Origin of the sequence: Roseateles sp. (assembly GCF_039929605.1) — a bacterium.
GTDB lineage: Bacteria > Pseudomonadota > Gammaproteobacteria > Burkholderiales > Burkholderiaceae_C > Pelomonas.
The window spans coordinates 18,172-33,718 of sequence record NZ_JBDSQX010000044.1 but is presented as its reverse complement, the minus strand read 5'-3'; the positions used below and the strand labels follow the sequence as shown (position 1 = coordinate 33,718).

Sequence of the window (15,547 nt, the reverse complement as noted above, 5' to 3'; positions counted from 1 at the left end):
GTCGGCGTGATCATTGCGCTGGTGGCCGTGCTGGGCATGACGGTCTTCCTGTTTCGGCTGTTCCGCGGCCTGCAGGCGCAGATCGGCGGGCTGGCGCCGATGGCCGCACGCTACGGCGGCTTCAGCTCGCGCGCTTCGCTGTGGACGGCGTTGCTCGCCTCCGGCGGCCTGGCGGGCCTGGCCGGCGCGCTCGAAACCACCGGGCCTCTCGGCCAGTTGACGCCGTACGTGCCGGTGGGCTACGGCTTCGCGGCCATCATCGTGGCCTTCGTCGGCCGCCTGCACCCTGTGGGCATCGTGTTCTCGTCGGTGCTGATGAGCATGTTCTACATCGGCGGCGAACTGGCACAGAGCCGCATGGGCCTGCCCAAGGCGCTGACAAGTGTGTTCCAGGGCGTATTGCTATTCACGCTGCTGGCCTGCGACAACGGCCTGCAGTACCGCATGCGCTGGGTAGCGGCGGCCAAGGCGAGGGCAGCCACATGAATGAGATTGCGCTGCTGATCGCGGCCACGCTGAGCGCCGGCACCGTGCTGGCGATTGCCGGCCTCGGCCTGCTGATCAACGAGCGGGCGGGCATCGTCAACCTCGGCGCCGAGGGGCTGATGCTGGTCGCGGCCATTGCCGGCTACGCCACCGCCGTGCACAGCGGCTCGGACGTGCTCGGCTTCATTGCCGGCATGGCTGCAGGCGCCGTGCTGGCGTTGTTCTTCGGGCTGCTGGTGATCTGGCTCAACACCAACCAGTACGCCACCGGCCTGGCGCTGAGCCTCTTCGGCGCCGGCTTCTCGGCCTTCGTGGGCATCGGATACACGCAGCAGCGGCTCTCGCCGCGCGAGCATTGGGCGGTGCCGGGCCTTGCCGATCTGCCGGTGCTCGGCAAGGCGCTGTTCGAGCATCACCCGGTGGTCTACCTGGCCATGGCGCTGGCGGTGGCGCTGCACTTCTTCCTGTACCGCACACGCGCCGGCCTGGTGCTGCGCGCGGTGGGCGAGTCGCCCGAGTCGGCCCATGCGCTGGGCTACCCGGTGCGGCGCATCCGCCTCGCCGCCGTGGCCGCAGGTGGCGCGCTGTGCGGCCTGGCCGGCGCCTACCTGTCCATCGTCTACACGCCGCTGTGGGTGGAGGGCATGGTGGCCGGCAAGGGCTGGATCGCGCTGGCGCTGACCACCTTCGCCACCTGGCGGCCGGCCCGCATCCTGCTGGGCGCCTACCTGTTCGGCGGCGTCACCATGCTGCAGTTCCACCTGCAGAGCGAAGGCGTCGACATCTCCAGCCACTGGCTGAGCATGCTGCCTTATCTGTCCACCATCGCCGTGCTGGTGCTGATCTCGCGCAACCCGGCATGGATCAAGGCCAACATGCCCGCGTCGCTGGGCAAGCCCTTCAAGCCCGGCCACTGACCTATCTACCTAACCGACCAACCCCCAGGAGAACCCATGACATCCATTGCCACCCGCCGCACCTTTGCGCTCGCTGCGCTGGCTGCGGCCGCCGCACTCGCCGCCTGCTCGAAGAAGGAAGAGGCGCCCGCTGCCGCACCAACCACGCCCGCTGCGTCGGCCGCCGCCAAGCCCGAGCCGCTGAAGATCGCGTTCGCCTACGTCGGCCCCGTCGGTGACGGCGGCTGGACGTTTGCGCACGACAACGCCCGCAAGGCGCTGGAGAAGGAGTTTGGCGACAAGATCGCCACCAGCTTCGTCGAGAAGGTGCCCGAGGCGGCCGACGCGGAGCGCGTCTTCAACGACCTGGTGGGCCAGGGCAACAAGCTGGTCTTCGGCACCACCTTCGGCTACATGGAGCCCATGCTCAAGGTGGCGGCGGAGCACAAGGACGTCAAGTTCGAGCACGCCACCGGCTACAAGACGGCCGACAACCTGCGCACCTACGACAGCCGCACCTACGAGGGCGCCTACCTGGCCGGCGTCATCGCGGGCTCCATGACCAAGACCAACACCCTCGGCGTGGTCGGCTCCATTCCCATCCCCGAGGTCATCCGCAACATCAACAGCTTCACGCTGGGCGCGCAGAGCGTGAACCCCAAGATCAAGACCAAGGTGGTCTGGGTCAACGAGTGGTTCGACCCGCCGAAGGAAACCGAAGCGGCGGTCGCGCTGATCAACGGCGGCGCCGACGTGCTGATGCAGAACACCGACTCCGCCGCTGTGCTGAAAACGGCCGAAGAGAAAGGCAAGCGCGCCTTCGGCTGGGACTCGGACATGAAGGCCTACGGCCCCAAGGCCCATCTGGGCTCGGCCGTTATCAACTGGGCGCCTTACTACATCAAGGCCACGAAGGACGCGCTGGACGGCACGTGGGCCACCGGCAAGGCCTGGTGGGGCGTCAAGGAAGGCGCCATCGACTTGGTCTCCATCGCCGACGACGTGCCGGCTGAAGCCAAGGCCAAGGTCGAGCAGATCAAGGCCGGGCTGAAGGACGGCAGCTTCTCGATCTGGAAGGGGCCGCTCGTCGACAACACCGGCAAGGAAGTGCTGGCCAAGGACACCGTTGCCGACGACGGCTTCCTGGGTGGCATCAAGTTCTTCGTCAAGGGTGTCGAAGGAAAAGTCCCCGGAGCAGGGAAGTAAGCCCCTCGCCCGTCACGCTCCCGCTGAACGCGGGCGTGCCGGCCGGTCCCCCGAGGGGACGGCGATGCTTGCGGCATTGAGCCGCAAGCACATCGCCAGACGGGCCGGCTTGGGGCGGCCCGGCGCTCGGCCCGAAAATGCACCATGGCCATGACCACTGAAATTCCATTCGACCGCATCCCGCGCTCGGCCCTCGCCGGCCTGCTGGCCCGCATGCCAAAGGCCGAGCTGCACATCCACATCGAGGGCTCGCTGGAGCCCGAGCTGATCTTTGCGCTGGCCCACCGCAACGGCGTCGCCCTGCCTTATGCCAGCGTCGAGGCGTTGCGTGCAGCCTATGCCTTCACCGACCTGCAGACGTTTCTCGACATCTACTACGCCGGGGCCAGCGTGCTGCTGCATGAGCAGGACTTCTACGACATGGCCTGGGCCTACTTCGAGAAGGCGGCGGCCGATCACATCGTCCATGCCGAGCTGTTCTTCGACCCGCAGACGCACACGGCGCGCGGCGTGGCCATCGGCACCGTCATCGAGGGCCTGTCGCGCGCCTGCACCGACGCACATGACAAGCTGGGCGTCAGCGGCGCGCTGATCCTGTGCTTCCTGCGCCACCTCAGCGAGGCCGATGCCTTCGCCACGCTGGAAGAGGCGCTGCCCTACCGCGCCCATTTCATCGGCGTCGGGCTGGACAGCTCGGAGCTGGGCCACCCGCCCGCCAAGTTCCAGCGCGTCTTCGCTCGCTGCGCCGAGCTGGGGCTGAAGCGCGTGGCCCACGCCGGCGAGGAAGGGCCGCCCGAATACATCGAGGAGGCGCTCGATCTTTTGAAGGCGGAGCGCATCGACCACGGCGTGCGCGCCATCGAGAGCCCGGCGCTGATGCAGCGCCTGGCCGCTGAGCGCATCCCGCTGACGGTCTGCCCGCTGTCCAACCTCAAGCTCTGCGTTGTGCGCGACCTGGCCGAGCATCCGCTGCCGCAGCTGCTGGCGGCCGGGCTGGCTGTGACCATCAACTCCGACGACCCGGCCTACTTCGGCGGCTACCTGAACGAGAACCTGCTCGCGCTCTTCGCGGCCCAGCCGCAGTGGGGCGCGCGCGAGGCCTACCAGCTTGCGCGCAACAGCCTGGAGGCGAGCTTTGTGACGCCGCTGACGCAGGCCGCCTGGATCGCGGCGCTGGACGCCGAGTTCCAGCGGGCGGCGGCATCAGGCTGACGCTGTAGGACGATTGCTCGCCACGGGGGCGGCCTCGTCCGATGGCGCCGGCCGGCCAGACTTTCAAACTTGCAGCATGCGTTTCGAGGACTACTACGAAGTCATGCAGCTGGACGCCGCTGCCGATGCGCCTGCGCTCAAGCAGGCCTATCGGCGGCTGGTGCGCCGCTATCACCCGGACCTGAACGGCACGCCGCAGGCCCATGACGCGATGACCCGGGTCAACGAAGCCTACGAGGTGCTGGCTGACCCGAAACGCCGGGCGGCCTATGACAGCGTGCGCCGCCGCGAACTGGCACGGCGCGGGGCTACCCAAGCCAGTGCAGACATGGCCAGTGAGTGGAAGCAGGGCTTCGACTTCGACGGCGAGCCGACACCCGGGCGCACGGGCGAGGCCTTCAGCGACTTCTTCACCAGCATGTTCGGCCGCGCGGCCAAGCCAGAGCCCGCCGATGCCAAGCCCGAGCGAGGGTCCGACGAGCACGTCAAGCTCTTGATCGACGCCGCCGATTCAGTCGACGGCGCGGTGCGCGCGGTGACGGTGCGCACCTTGGCGCCCGACGAAAAGGGCCACCGGGCCGTCGCGCTGCGGCAGATCCAGGTGCAGATCCCCAAGGGCATACGCGCCGGCCAGCACCTGCGTCTGCCCGGGCAAGGCTCGGCAGGCCGAGGCGGCGCTGCCACCGGCGATCTCTATGTCGAGGTGCAGTTCAAGCAGGTCGATGCCGGCCAGGCAACAAGCCGCGATGTGCATGAGCGCCTGCCGCTGGCGCCTTGGGAAGCGGCCCTGGGCGCCGAGGTGGTCACCACCACGCCTGCCGGCCAGGTGAGTGTGTCGGTGCCGCCGGACACACCGCACGGCAAGCGCTTGCGCCTGCGTGGCCAAGGGCTCAGCGGCGAACCCGCCGGAGACCTGGTGCTGGAAGTGGCGGTGGTGTTGCCGCCATCGACGCTCCCCGGCGCCCGTACGGCCTACCAGGTGATGGCCGAGATGGTGGGCAAGAACTTCGAGCCGCGCACCAGCAGGCGCGGCCACTGAGGGATCGAGAGGATCGCGAGGATCGACAAATGGACGACGAACCCGTTCTCCTGGGGCTTGTGATCGATGAGCACACCCTGAGCCTGGAGGAATTGGCCTGCGCCTGCGGCGTGAATACGGACTGGCTGCATCAGCGACTGAATGCAGGGCTGTTCAGCTGCTGCACCGGCGAAGGTGCCGACCCAAGGTTTTCCAGCCCCGAACTGCATCGGGTTCGTCGCATCCTCGCGATAGAGCGAGACTTCGACGCCAACCCGGAACTGGCAGCCTTCGTGGTGGACCTCATCGAAGAGCTACAAAAACTCAGGCCCCAGCCTTAGGACTCAGCTGACCCGCCGCACCATCTGCCTGTCCCAGAAACCGCCGCAATGCGGGCAGGAAGACCTCTTCGCCCTCGACATGGGCCACATGGCCGGCGAACGGGATACCGAGGAAATGCGCCTTCTTGACCGCACCGCGCAACTCGACGGCGTCATTCAAAGCGGTGAGCGGGTCGTCATCGCCGCGCACCACCAGCACGGGCGCCTGGATGTCCGCCACGCGGTCGTCGGGGTGACCAGACGGCGACTCGTCCAGCCAGCCCTGCACCAAGGCGGTCGTCAGGCGCTCGAAGTCGGGCTCGGGGTTGAGCCGCTGGTAGGCCTCATAGGTCTCGGGAAACTTCTTCCGCCAGCTGTCTGCGGTGACCTTCTGAAGGATTTCCTTGGACGACGCCAAGTTCTTGTGATGCCACGTCGAGCCGATCACGACGATGCGGTCCACCTGCACCCGGCTTGAAGCTCCCAACCGCAGTGCCACGATGCCGCCGTCGCTGAACCCCAGCAGCGTGCAGCGCCCGATGCCCAAGCTGTGCAGCACTTGCTCCACATCCTCTTGAACGCGCTGATAGCTCCATGGCGCCGTGCCCATCGTCGAAGCCCCCTGCCCGCGGCCGTCGATGCCGATGACCCGCCAGCCGTTGAGCGCCGGCAGCAAGCCGTTGAAGTCTTCGATGTTGCCGAACCCGCCGTGCAGCAGAACCAGCACGGGTGCGTCAGTCGGGCCGAGGCTCTCTGCGTAGATACGCGCACCGGCAACGTCGACGGAGCGGCCGCGTCGGTGGTCGAAAACAGTCATGCTCAGCCTGCCGGGCGCCCCAGGTGCCCGCGAACTTCGTCTGCCTCGTCGCCCACGGCCGCCACCGCAATGCGCAGCTGTTCCTCGGTCACGCCCAGCGAGTCGCACCAGTTGCGCACCTCGTGGTCTTCGGTGATCGTGATGCGGTTGCCGGGCATCGTCAGTTCATCAGGCATGGAATTCCTCCGGGTAAATGGCAGTTGGGCAGTCGGGTTCGACACTGCCGGCAGGTTGCCGTCGTTGCGCCGCAGGCGATGTAGGACGGCGTGCCACTTACAGGGTGTCACCGCCTCCTAGGGGGCTTCTTTGCAGCCTTGATGCGCAGCTCGGCCCACACCGGCGCGTGGTCGCTGGGCTTGTCCTTGCCGCGCTCCTCGCGGTCGACGCCCGCAGCCAGCACCTCGAGCGCCGTGCTGACGAGGATGTGGTCGATGCGCAGCCCGGCATCGCGCTCCCAGCGTCGGCGGCGGTAGTCCCAGAAGGTGAAGGGCGACTTGTCGGGATGAGTGGCCTGGATGGCGTCCGTCCAGCCCTGCGCCAGCACGTCGGCAAAGGCCTGCCGTGCCCCGGGCTGCAGCAGCGCGTCGTCGCGCCAGGTGTCGGGCTTGTAGATGTCGGCATCCGTCGGCACGACGTTCCAATCGCCCATCAGCACCACCGGCTGGCCGGTGGCCCACAGCGCGGCGGCGCGCTGGCGCAGGCGCTCGAACCAACGCAGCTTGTAGTCGAACTTCGGCCCGGGCTGGGGGTTGCCGTTGGGCAGGTAGAGGCCGGCGAAGAGCACGCCGCCGATGGCGGCTTCCACATAGCGCGCCTCCTTGTCCTGGGCATCGCCCGGCAGCGCGGTCGCCACGGGCAGCAGCTCACGGCCACGCGCCAGCAGGGCGACGCCGTTCCAGGTTTTCTGCCCCACCACCAGCGCCTCGTAGCCGGCCTCGCGCAACGCGTCGGCGGGGAAGGCGTCGGTGGCTGCCTTCAGCTCCTGAAGCGCAACGACATCAGGCCGCGTGCGGTCCAGCCAGTCGACGAGCAGGTCGACGCGGCGGACGACGTTGTTGATGTTCCAGGTGGCGACCTTCATCGCCGCAGCCTAGGCGGCTGGCGGCCCGCCGCTTGTCAGCCGGCAGGAGGCAGCGGCGTCAGGCGGGCTCGCCCGACAGCACGCGCTTCAGCGGCGCGCCGCTGACGGTCTCGTGGCCCAGCAGCATCTCGGCCAGCGTGCTCAGGCGGTCGCGCTTGTCTTCCAGCACGCGGCGGCATTCGGCTTGCGCGCTTTCCAGCAGCGCGCGGGCTTCGTCGAGCAATGATTTCTGCACGTCGGGGCCAATCAGCTCGCGCGGTACGCCGGCCATGCTGAGCAGGCCGAAGGTCTTGCCGAAGCCCATGGACCCGACCATCGAGGTGGCGAGTTCGGAAGCGCGCTTGAGGTCGTCCGTGGCGCCGGAGGAGGCATTGCCGAAGGCGATGAGCTCGGCCTCGCGGCCGGCCAACATCATGGCCAGGCGGGAGCGCAGCTCGCGCTCGCCATACAGCGGCTCCTCGTGATTGCGCGCCACGTAGGTCACACCCAGCGCCGGCCCGCGCGGCTCGATGCTGACGCGCTCGACGCTGCCCGCCTCCAGCACATGGGCCACCAGCGCATGGCCGGACTCATGGAAGGCGATGCGGCGCAGCGTCTCGGGGGTGATGAGGTCCTTGGTGTTGGTCACCTCGCCGCCGAGCTGATGGGTCTCCAGCGACTGGTAGACGCGCTCCTGGCTGACGATCGTTTCGCCCGCCTCGGCCGCGTAAGCCGCAGCGCGGTTCACGCAGTTGGCGATGTCGGCGGGCGACATGCCCGAGGCGGTGCGGGCAATCGACGGCAGGTCCATGCCGGCGGCCGCCTTCACCTGGCCGAGGTAAAGGCCGAACAGCTTTTCGCGCTCGGGCGGGGTGGGCAGCGAAGTGCGCACGATGAGGTCGAAACGACCCGGGCGGCGCATCGCCACGTCGACGTTGTCGACATGGTTGGTGGCGCCGATGACGACGACATTCTCCAGCGAGGAGAAGCCGTCCATCTCCACGAGCAGGCGGTTGATGATGCGGTTCTGCTCCTGCTCGCCGCCGCCGGGCGCGTCCTTGCCACTGCTGCGGCGGCCGATGCCGTCGATCTCGTCGATGAAGATGATGCAGGGCGCGGCCTCGCGAGCGCGCTTGAAGAGCTCCTTCACCTTGCCGATGCCGGCACCGTAGAACATGGAGCTGAAGTAGGAGCCGTCCACGCTGATGAAGCTCGCGCCGCATTCGCCGGCCAGGGCCTTGGCGAGCAGCGTTTTGCCGGTGCCGGGCGGGCCGTCCAGCAGCACGCCGCGCGGCGCCTTGGCGCCCACGGCTGCGTATTGCTTGGGGTCTTTCATGAAGGCGGCCACGCGCTTCAGGGCCTTCTTGGATTCCTCGGCGCCGATGACGTCGTCGAAGCGGGTCTTGGGCTTGTCGGCCAACTTCGTGCGCTGGCCGATGGGGCCGCGCAGCTGCACGTAGAGCAACATGCCGACGACGAGGAAGATCGCCAGCAGCGGTGCCATCAGGCTGAGGACCTTGTCCAGCGACTGGCTCCAGCGCTGGCCGGTGGTGCGGGCGTCAACGTCGATGTCGGTCAGCACGAAGCCCTGGGCCACGCTCAGCTCGCCCAGGCGCGATGCGATCTCGCTCTTGCAGGTGAGGCCGCAGTCGATGAGGTGGGTCGAGAAATGGCGGCCACCGCGGTCGGTATAGAGCACCAGGCGGCCCTCGATGCCGACGGCCGCGACTTCGCGCGCCTGGATGGCACGTTCGAACTCGGACGCTTCACGCGGATTGGCGAGCCATTGCTCGGGCGCGCGCTCAAACACCTGGGCGGTGGCGCTCCTGCGCGCCTGCACCTCGGTGGCGGTGCGCGTTTGCAGCAGGTCCAGCGCGAGCAGCACCAGCAGCAGCACGACGGCAGCGCCGGCAATGATGAGTTTTTGGCGCAGATCGGGCCGGGGGGTCTTGCTGGCGCTGTCCATGTGTTTCGGCGGGCTGGGTGCTGTGGGCAGGTCGGCACACAGCCCGACCCTCGGTCGCGCACAGGGATCACCCGAACGCGACACGATGATTCACGGGCAGGCAAGCGGCGCCAAGTGCGGAACAGGCACTTCGGCCCAGGTCGGGCCGGCGCTTACAAGAAGCGCGGCGGATGTGAGAAAAATTGCCGGTGGCGAGCTCAGCCGCGCCCGACCCTCCCCGGTCAACCGGGTCGTTACTGCCCCGGCCGGGAGGCGGCGTCCGCCACGGCGACGACGCTGCCGGGTTGCGGCAGGGCCAGCCGGTTGTCCACACCGCGCACGCCAGCCGGCGCTCCGGCCAGCACGGTGGCGCGGGCCTTGGCGGCGGCGTCGGGGGCGGGGCCGTCCAGGCGCACGACGCCGTTGTCCGTCTGCACCTCGATGCGCGAGGCGCTCAGCGCGGGGTCAACTGCCAGCGCGGCCTTGACCTTGGTAGTGATGCCGGCGTCCGCCACAGCGGTGCCGACGCCGTTGACCGCGTCACGAGATGCGTCTGCGGCGGCGTTCTGTGAATCGATGACGGCTTGTTCCGCCTGGGTGCGCACGTCCTTCACGTTGGTGACGGCCGCGTCGAGTTGAGTGCCGACCGAGCGCGGGTCCTGCATCGCCACGACCGCGACCAGCGCGATGGCCGCGCCGGCGCCGAGCGCCAGCAACCAGGGCAACACACGGCTCCTCGGCCTGGGCGCGGCGGCCACCACCACCTTTTGCGTCCTGGGTGCCGTGTCGGCCACGCGAACGGTGCCATCCGGGTTCAGCAGGGAACGGGGTTCGCGCTTCTTGGCCCAAAAGAATGTCATGGCGGTCTCCAGTTGGCCTGGGCAATGGCACCAAGCCTTGAGACAACTCTCGCTTCAACAGCCCCGGCGCGGCATCGGCTGGGGGCCCGGCGGTCTGTCGGACAGAGCCTCAGGCGCTTTCCAGGGCCAGCCCGGCGCGCGTCCAGGCGTCGATGCCGCCGCGCAGCACGCGCGCCCGGTGGCCTCGCGCCGTCAGCCACTGCGCGGCCCGCGCGGCCGAGACGTCGTTGGGGCAGGCGCAGTAGGTGATGAACTCGGCTTGCACCGGCCAGCCGGCCAGCGCGGCGTCGCCCAGCGCGCCGAGGTCGAGATGGCGCGCACCGGGGATGCGGCTGGCCGCCAGCGCGCCACCGCGCACGTCGACGAAGACGATGTCGCCGCCCTGCTGTTGCAGGGCCAACGCGTCGTCGGGAGTCAGCCGCTCGAGAAGATTCAGCTCGCGCCGCACCCGGGCGCGCCGCCACAGGCGCCAGGCGAGGTAGGCAGCAACGGCCGCCACACCAAGGGCGATGGCCGCGCCGCCGAGCCGGCTCAGCTCACGCAGCAGCCCGTCGATCTGCGCATGGAAGACCCGCCCCGCCGCCAGGCCTGCACCGGCCCAGATCGCCGAGCCGAGCAGGTTCCACGTGAGGAAGCGCGCCGCCGTCATGCCCAAAGCCCCGGCCAACGGCGGCGCCAGCACGGACAGCCCGGGCACGAACTTGGCAATCAGCAGCGTCAGCGCGCCACGGCGGGCAAAGCTGACCTCGTTCTGGCGCACGCAGCTGTCCGGCGAGATGGAGATGCGGCACAGCGCCGCCAGCACGCGCCGCCCCAGGCGCCGACCGGCCCAGAACCACAGCACATTGGCCACCATCGCGGCGCCCGTGATGGCGGTGAAGGCGCGCAGCGCAAAGCCGTCACGCGACGCCGACTCCGCGCCCAGCAGAAACAGCAGCGGCGTGGACGGCAGCGGCGCGCCGAGCTGATGCAGCAGCACGGCAACGGCGACGGCGAGCAGGCCGTGGCGGGAGAGGAGTTCGGTGAGCAGGTCCATGGCGGTTTGCGCGCCAGGATAGTCGGCCGCGCTTGCCCGCGCCGCAGTCGGCCCATCGTGATGTAGCCGATTACATTACGAACCCATGCCCACCGACCTCTGGAGCCAGTTCGACGCCGCGCCGCTCGCGCTGACGCTGCGCGTGGCCGTCGTTGCGACAACGCTGGCCCTGCTGCTGGGCGTGGCGCTCGGCTGGGTGTTTGCGCGCACGAAGCTGCCCGGGCGCGGCCTGCTGGAGGCCATCTGCATGCTGCCGCTGGTGCTGCCGCCCACGGTGCTGGGCTACGGCATCCTGGTACTGATGGGCCGGCACGGCGCCGTGGGCGGTTGGCTGCGCGAGCGCTTCGACTACACGGTCATCTTCAACTGGCATGGCGCCGTCATCGCCTCCACGCTGGTGGCGCTGCCGCTGGTGCTCAAAGGCGCCAGCAGCGCCTTCGCCCAGGTGGACCGCAACTTGGAGGCCGCCGCGCGCACGCTGCGCCAGTCGCGCTGGAGCACGTTTGCGCGCGTGACGCTGCCGCTGGCCTGGCCCGGCATCCTGGCCGGCACGCTGCTGGCGTTTGCCCGGGCGATGGGCGAGTTCGGCGCCTCCCTGATGGTGGCCGGCTCCATCCCCGGCCAGACGCAGACGGCGTCGATGGCTATCTACGACGCGGTGCAGGCCGGCCGCGACGACCTGGCGCTGATGCTCGCCCTCGTCGTGTCGGCCGTGTCGGTCGCCATCCTCGTGCTGTCCAACCGTTTCCTGCAACGGCCCACGCCATGAAATGCCTGCTGCTCCTGCTCGCCGCCCTGCCCTTGTTCGCTGTGGCTGAAACGTTGACCGTCTCGGCCGCCACCAGCCTGACCGACGCCTTCAAGGAGATCGGCCCGCACTTCGAGGCGAGCAAGCCTGGCGCCACGGTGCGCTTCAATTTCGCTGCCTCGGGCGTGCTGCTGCAGCAGATCGCGCAGGGCGCGCCGGTCGACGTGTTCGCCAGCGCCGACCAGGAGACGATGAACCGCGCCGCCGAGCAGAAGCTCATCGCCGTCGAGACGCGCCGCGACTTCGCCGGCAATTCGCTGGTGTTGATCGCGCCGCCGGACAGCCCCGTCAAGCGCGTGCGCGACCTGGCGCTGCCGGCGGTCAAGCGCATCGCCGTTGGCAAGGTGGCGTCCGTGCCCGTGGGCCGCTACACCCAGCAGGCGCTGGAAAGTGCCCAGCTCTGGACCGGCCTGCAGCCCAAGCTCGTCTTTGCCGACAACGTGCGCCAGGTGCTCGACTACGTGTCGCGCGGTGAGGTCGAGGCCGGCTTCGTCTACCGCACCGACACGGGGTTAGCCAAGGGCAAGATCGTCGTCGCGATGGCGGTGGGCGGCCACGCGCCGGTCACCTACCCGGCCGCCGTGGTGGCGGACACCAAGCGCGCCGCGCTGGCGCGAGACTTCGTCGCCTTCCTTGGAGGCGCCGAGGCCCAGGCCATCCTCAGCAAATACGGCTTCGGCAAACCGTGATTGACCTTGCGCTCAAACTCTCCGTCAGCGACACCCGCCGCCGCTTCGACCTCGACATCGCCTTCGCGACCGACGCGCCCTTCGTGGCGCTGTACGGCCCCTCGGGCGCCGGCAAGTCGCTGACGCTGCAGGCCATGGCCGGGTTGCTGCCGGTGCGCGCCGGCCACGTCAGGCTCAACGGCCGCGCGCTGCTGGACACCGCCGCCGGCATCAACCTGCCGCCCGAGGCACGCGGCGTGGGCTATCTGTTCCAGCAGTACGCCCTCTTCCCCCACCTCAGCGTGCGCGACAACGTCGCCTTCGGGCTGACGAGCTGGCGCCAGCGGCTCAAGACCGACGACGCCGCGCGCGTGGATGAACTGATCGAGTCCTTCGGCCTCACGGCCATGGCGCGCAGCAAGCCCGCCACACTCTCCGGCGGCCAGCAGCAACGCGTCGCCCTCGCCCGCGCGCTGGCCAGCAAGCCGCAGGTGCTGCTGCTGGACGAACCCTTCGCCGCACTGCACACCACGCTGCGGCGCGAGTTGCGCGCGGAGCTGAAGCGGGTGCGCACGCAGTGGGGCATTCCGGCCGTCATGGTCAGCCACGATGCGGACGACGTGGTCGCGCTGGCCGACGAGGTCTTTCTGGTCGATGGCGGGCGGATCACCGACTGCTTGCGCGCCCGCGACCATGACCTGCGGGAGCACCTGGCATGACGGTCAACGACCACCCGCTGCTGCAGGGCGACCTGCGCTTGGCCGGCCGGCTGGACGGCCGCTTCTTCGACCTGCTCGCGGCGCTCGCGCTGACCGGCTCGCTGCAGAAGGCCGCCCGCGCTGCCGGCTACAGCTACAAGGGCGCATGGCTGGTGCTCGATGCCGCTAACGCGCTGGTGCATGCACCGCTGGTCGACAAAGCCACCGGCGGCGCGGGCGGCGGCGGCACGCGGCTGACGGCCGAAGGCGAAGCGCTGCTCGTCGCCTGGCGCGAACTGCAGGCCCGCCACGCCGCCTTCCTGCACGAACAGGCCGCCTGGCTGGCCACGCAACCGGCGCTCGACACACTGCTGAAAAGGATGACCATGAAAACCACCGCCCGCAACCAGTTCCTCGGCCGCATTGCCAGCGTGACCGCCGGCCCGTCGACGACGACGGTGCGTGTCGCGCTGGCCGGCGGGCAGCAGGTCACGGCCTCGCTGACGACCGAGGCCGCGCAGGAGCTCAAGGTCAAGAAGGGCCAGGAGGCGCTGGCGCTCGTCAAGTCCAGCGAGGTCGTGCTGGTGACGGACTTCGGCGGCTACCAGCTGTCGGCACGTAACCAGCTCGCCGGCACCGTGTCACGCATGGAGCGCGGCGCGGTGTCGTCGCTGATCGGGCTGACGCTGCCGGGCGGGGCGGTCGTGACGGCCAGCGTCACCAACGATGCGGTCGACGGCCTGGCCTTGGCCGTGGGCCAGCCGGCCACGGCGGTGTTCAAGGCCTACGCGGTGATGCTGGCGGTGCGCGCTTGAGTGGGCGCTGCGGGCGAGCTCGATCAAATTTTCAGGGCTGGGGTTTAGATCAGCGGCCTGACCCTGAACTCACGGGTTCGATCGAACTGCTGACCCGAGGATAGGTGTTGATGCGCTTGCCGGACTGCCGTGCCGAACTGGCCAACGAACGCCGCTTTGCGCGCGAATTGTTTGCATTGACCGCCCCCGCCGAACCCTCGACGGCCTCGCCACCCAGCCGAGAGCACCTGGAGCGGTTCGCCCGGCACGGCGCCGATGAATCCGGCCATCGCATCGACGAGCAGACCGTTGATGACCTCGAATTGCTTGCCGCGACGACCGCGGTGTTCGCACCGTGTTCCAAGGCTGGGCACTACGCGGCGTACGCGACCCTCGTCAACGGAACGGCGGATACGCAGCGAGACCAGGTCACATGGAAGATCGAGGTCCGGCGCAACGCAGAAACGCTGGAGCCGCTGCTCGAACCGCTGCGCCACTCGGCGGATGACCCGTTGCCCTTTCTCTTTCTCGGCGCTCGGTATCCAACGCCGGCCTGGGCCAACCACCTGCACGTCGTGCCGGTGTTGCTGCTCATCGGCATGGCGCTGGTGGCGTCGGGTGTGGCGGCGCCGGCGGGCTGGTTGTGCTTGGCCATTGCGCTCGCAGGCATGGCGTATTCACAGATCCGGCTGCACGCCTTCCTGGTCTCGTGGAAGGCCGTCAGGGCGGGGATCTGCACGGTGCTCACCACTGCGGAATCGTTGATCGCGTCGAACGCGGTCAGCCACTCGCTGCCGCTCGCAAACATCGAGGCCATCCGCAAGGCTCTGTCGCGCAGCAAATCGCAATGGGAATGGCTGAATGAATATCTCAATCTCTTCATGCTGCGCGAGTACCGCTGCATGCTGGCCGACATCAGGCGCGTGGAGCGCGACATCGAGGTGGTCCGCCGCGCCTTCCTGTATTGCGGCGGCATCGACTTCCTGCATGCGCTCGGCACGGCGCCCCAACGGCTCGGCATTCCGTGGGCCGACGCGCAGCACGACGGCACTGCACAGGCCGACACTTTGGGTTTCGAAGGGCTGGTGCACCCTGGGATTGCGCGGCCGATCGCGTTTTCCGGTCTGCGTACCAACGTTGGTGGCACGTTCATTTCTGGCCAGAACGCCGCCGGCAAAAGCACGCTGTTGCGTGCCTTCGGGGTGAACGCGCTGTTTCTGCGGGCGTTTGCCGGAGCCTTTTGCATCCGCTGCACGGGCGAGGTGACCGGCGTCATCAGCTCGATAACCGCCACGGATTCCATGGCCGACCGTGAAAGCCTCTACGCCGCCGAGCTCCGTCGGTGCCGCGAGTTGCTGTCCGCCGTGGCGTCGACGGACAAGGTGCTGGTGCTGGTGGACGAGCCGTTCAGAGGCACGAACAACCTCGAAGCGCTCTCTGCCTCCGCCAGCGTGCTGGAGTTCCTGGCCACGCGCGCGCGCACTGTCGTCGTGACGCACAACGTGATCCTTTGCACCCTGCTACCGCAGTTCCTCACCCTGCAGCTCAAGCGGGGCAACAACCGCATCTCGGTGGAGCCAGGCGTGCTCGCCGACCCGAACGGACTGCTGCTGTTCGATCAGGTCGTCCAGGACGCTCACCTGTCCAGCCGTGCGCGCTACTGGTTCGAGCGCATCAGCGGGGACCATCTTCGCGGCCCGCATTGAAGTGTGGGCCACCCACG

Annotated in this window: 17 protein-coding genes; 11 read left to right on the top strand and 6 right to left on the bottom strand. The window is 68.8% G+C overall.

Going from position 1 to position 15,547, the window contains the following annotated elements; translation table 11 throughout:
- The 6 genes from ABIS05_RS06420 to ABIS05_RS06395 all read left to right on the top strand — a co-directional run.
- Nucleotides 1–486: ABC transporter permease subunit (locus ABIS05_RS06420; RefSeq protein ID WP_407074910.1), on the top strand; the 486-nt coding region annotated here is incomplete at its 5' end.
- Nucleotides 483–1,403, top strand: a complete 921-nt coding sequence (locus ABIS05_RS06415; protein ID WP_348014207.1) for an ABC transporter permease — start codon at nt 483–485, stop codon at nt 1,401–1,403. The genes ABIS05_RS06420 and ABIS05_RS06415, both read left to right, overlap by 4 nt.
- A 36-nt stretch (nt 1,404–1,439) precedes the next feature.
- Nucleotides 1,440–2,588, top strand: coding sequence for a BMP family ABC transporter substrate-binding protein (locus ABIS05_RS06410; protein ID WP_348014206.1), 1,149 nt, complete (start codon nt 1,440–1,442; stop codon nt 2,586–2,588).
- 144 nt (nt 2,589–2,732) lie between these two features.
- Nucleotides 2,733–3,800, top strand: a complete 1,068-nt coding sequence (locus ABIS05_RS06405; protein WP_407074909.1) for an adenosine deaminase — start codon at nt 2,733–2,735, stop codon at nt 3,798–3,800.
- A gap of 76 nt (nt 3,801–3,876) precedes the next feature.
- Nucleotides 3,877–4,839, top strand: a complete 963-nt coding sequence (locus ABIS05_RS06400) for a DnaJ C-terminal domain-containing protein (RefSeq protein ID WP_348014205.1) — start codon at nt 3,877–3,879, stop codon at nt 4,837–4,839.
- A 29-nt stretch (nt 4,840–4,868) separates the two neighbouring features.
- The gene (locus tag ABIS05_RS06395) at nt 4,869–5,159 is read left to right on the top strand and encodes a chaperone modulator CbpM (RefSeq protein WP_348014204.1); all 291 of its coding nucleotides are present in this window, start codon (nt 4,869–4,871) and stop codon (nt 5,157–5,159) included.
- Here ABIS05_RS06395 and ABIS05_RS06390 read toward each other — a convergent pair.
- The 6 genes from ABIS05_RS06390 to ABIS05_RS06365 all read right to left on the bottom strand — a co-directional run bounded on the left by ABIS05_RS06390 (nt 5,143) and on the right by ABIS05_RS06365 (nt 10,856).
- Nucleotides 5,143–5,955 (bottom strand): alpha/beta hydrolase, encoded by an 813-nt coding sequence (locus tag ABIS05_RS06390; protein WP_348014203.1) that lies wholly within the window; start codon nt 5,953–5,955, stop codon nt 5,143–5,145. The genes ABIS05_RS06395 and ABIS05_RS06390 overlap by 17 nt on opposite strands.
- Before the next feature lie 2 nt (nt 5,956–5,957).
- Nucleotides 5,958–6,131: a DUF3606 domain-containing protein gene (locus ABIS05_RS06385; protein ID WP_348014202.1), complete on the bottom strand. Its 174-nt coding sequence runs from the start codon at nt 6,129–6,131 to the stop codon at nt 5,958–5,960.
- Between the two features lie 107 nt (nt 6,132–6,238).
- Nucleotides 6,239–7,036 carry an exodeoxyribonuclease III gene (locus ABIS05_RS06380; protein ID WP_348014201.1) on the bottom strand — a complete coding sequence of 266 codons (798 nt, stop codon included), beginning with the start codon at nt 7,034–7,036 and terminating at the stop codon, nt 6,239–6,241.
- Between the two features lie 58 nt (nt 7,037–7,094).
- Nucleotides 7,095–8,981 carry an AAA family ATPase gene (locus ABIS05_RS06375; protein WP_348014200.1) on the bottom strand — a complete coding sequence of 629 codons (1,887 nt, stop codon included), beginning with the start codon at nt 8,979–8,981 and terminating at the stop codon, nt 7,095–7,097.
- A 233-nt stretch (nt 8,982–9,214) separates the two neighbouring features.
- Nucleotides 9,215–9,820 (bottom strand): BON domain-containing protein, encoded by a 606-nt coding sequence (locus tag ABIS05_RS06370; RefSeq protein WP_348014199.1) that lies wholly within the window; start codon nt 9,818–9,820, stop codon nt 9,215–9,217.
- A 109-nt stretch (nt 9,821–9,929) separates the two neighbouring features.
- Nucleotides 9,930–10,856: a VTT domain-containing protein gene (locus ABIS05_RS06365; protein ID WP_348014198.1), complete on the bottom strand. Its 927-nt coding sequence runs from the start codon at nt 10,854–10,856 to the stop codon at nt 9,930–9,932.
- 85 nt (nt 10,857–10,941) lie between these two features.
- Between ABIS05_RS06365 and modB the strand changes: the two genes are divergently transcribed.
- The 5 genes from modB (at nt 10,942) to ABIS05_RS06340 (ending at nt 15,530) form a co-directional block, all read left to right on the top strand.
- Nucleotides 10,942–11,625, top strand: a complete 684-nt coding sequence (gene modB, locus ABIS05_RS06360; protein ID WP_348014197.1) for a molybdate ABC transporter permease subunit — start codon at nt 10,942–10,944, stop codon at nt 11,623–11,625.
- On the top strand, nt 11,622–12,353 hold the full coding sequence (gene modA, locus ABIS05_RS06355; protein WP_348014196.1) for a molybdate ABC transporter substrate-binding protein: 732 nt from the start codon (nt 11,622–11,624) through the stop codon (nt 12,351–12,353). The genes modB and modA overlap by 4 nt, the downstream gene beginning before the upstream one ends.
- Nucleotides 12,350–13,051 carry an ATP-binding cassette domain-containing protein gene (locus ABIS05_RS06350; protein ID WP_348014195.1) on the top strand — a complete coding sequence of 234 codons (702 nt, stop codon included), beginning with the start codon at nt 12,350–12,352 and terminating at the stop codon, nt 13,049–13,051. The genes modA and ABIS05_RS06350 overlap by 4 nt, the downstream gene beginning before the upstream one ends.
- Nucleotides 13,048–13,845 carry a TOBE domain-containing protein gene (locus tag ABIS05_RS06345; RefSeq protein ID WP_348014194.1) on the top strand — a complete coding sequence of 266 codons (798 nt, stop codon included), beginning with the start codon at nt 13,048–13,050 and terminating at the stop codon, nt 13,843–13,845. Before ABIS05_RS06350 ends, ABIS05_RS06345 begins: the two co-directional genes overlap by 4 nt.
- Nucleotides 13,846–13,955: 110 nt before the next feature.
- Nucleotides 13,956–15,530: a MutS-related protein gene (locus ABIS05_RS06340; RefSeq protein WP_348014193.1), complete on the top strand. Its 1,575-nt coding sequence runs from the start codon at nt 13,956–13,958 to the stop codon at nt 15,528–15,530.
- Nucleotides 15,531–15,547: the final 17 nt, after the last annotated feature.

Excerpts from the sequence above, each read along its gene's own strand:
- ABIS05_RS06395 (WP_348014204.1), top strand. The coding sequence starts at position 4,869 with ATGGACGACGAACCCGTTCTCCTGGGGCTTGTGATCGATGAGCACACC.
- ABIS05_RS06410 (WP_348014206.1), top strand. The coding sequence starts at position 1,440 with ATGACATCCATTGCCACCCGCCGCACCTTTGCGCTCGCTGCGCTGGCT.
- ABIS05_RS06390 (WP_348014203.1), bottom strand. The coding sequence starts at position 5,955 with ATGACTGTTTTCGACCACCGACGCGGCCGCTCCGTCGACGTTGCCGGT.
- ABIS05_RS06380 (WP_348014201.1), bottom strand. The coding sequence starts at position 7,036 with ATGAAGGTCGCCACCTGGAACATCAACAACGTCGTCCGCCGCGTCGAC.
- ABIS05_RS06340 (WP_348014193.1), top strand. The coding sequence starts at position 13,956 with ATGCGCTTGCCGGACTGCCGTGCCGAACTGGCCAACGAACGCCGCTTT.
- ABIS05_RS06415 (WP_348014207.1), top strand. The coding sequence starts at position 483 with ATGAATGAGATTGCGCTGCTGATCGCGGCCACGCTGAGCGCCGGCACC.
- ABIS05_RS06375 (WP_348014200.1), bottom strand. The coding sequence starts at position 8,981 with ATGGACAGCGCCAGCAAGACCCCCCGGCCCGATCTGCGCCAAAAACTC.
- modA (WP_348014196.1), top strand. The coding sequence starts at position 11,622 with ATGAAATGCCTGCTGCTCCTGCTCGCCGCCCTGCCCTTGTTCGCTGTG.
- modB (WP_348014197.1), top strand. The coding sequence starts at position 10,942 with ATGCCCACCGACCTCTGGAGCCAGTTCGACGCCGCGCCGCTCGCGCTG.
- ABIS05_RS06385 (WP_348014202.1), bottom strand. The coding sequence starts at position 6,131 with ATGCCTGATGAACTGACGATGCCCGGCAACCGCATCACGATCACCGAA.
- ABIS05_RS06370 (WP_348014199.1), bottom strand. The coding sequence starts at position 9,820 with ATGACATTCTTTTGGGCCAAGAAGCGCGAACCCCGTTCCCTGCTGAAC.
- ABIS05_RS06345 (WP_348014194.1), top strand. The coding sequence starts at position 13,048 with ATGACGGTCAACGACCACCCGCTGCTGCAGGGCGACCTGCGCTTGGCC.
- ABIS05_RS06400 (WP_348014205.1), top strand. The coding sequence starts at position 3,877 with ATGCGTTTCGAGGACTACTACGAAGTCATGCAGCTGGACGCCGCTGCC.
- ABIS05_RS06365 (WP_348014198.1), bottom strand. The coding sequence starts at position 10,856 with ATGGACCTGCTCACCGAACTCCTCTCCCGCCACGGCCTGCTCGCCGTC.
- ABIS05_RS06405 (WP_407074909.1), top strand. The coding sequence starts at position 2,733 with ATGGCCATGACCACTGAAATTCCATTCGACCGCATCCCGCGCTCGGCC.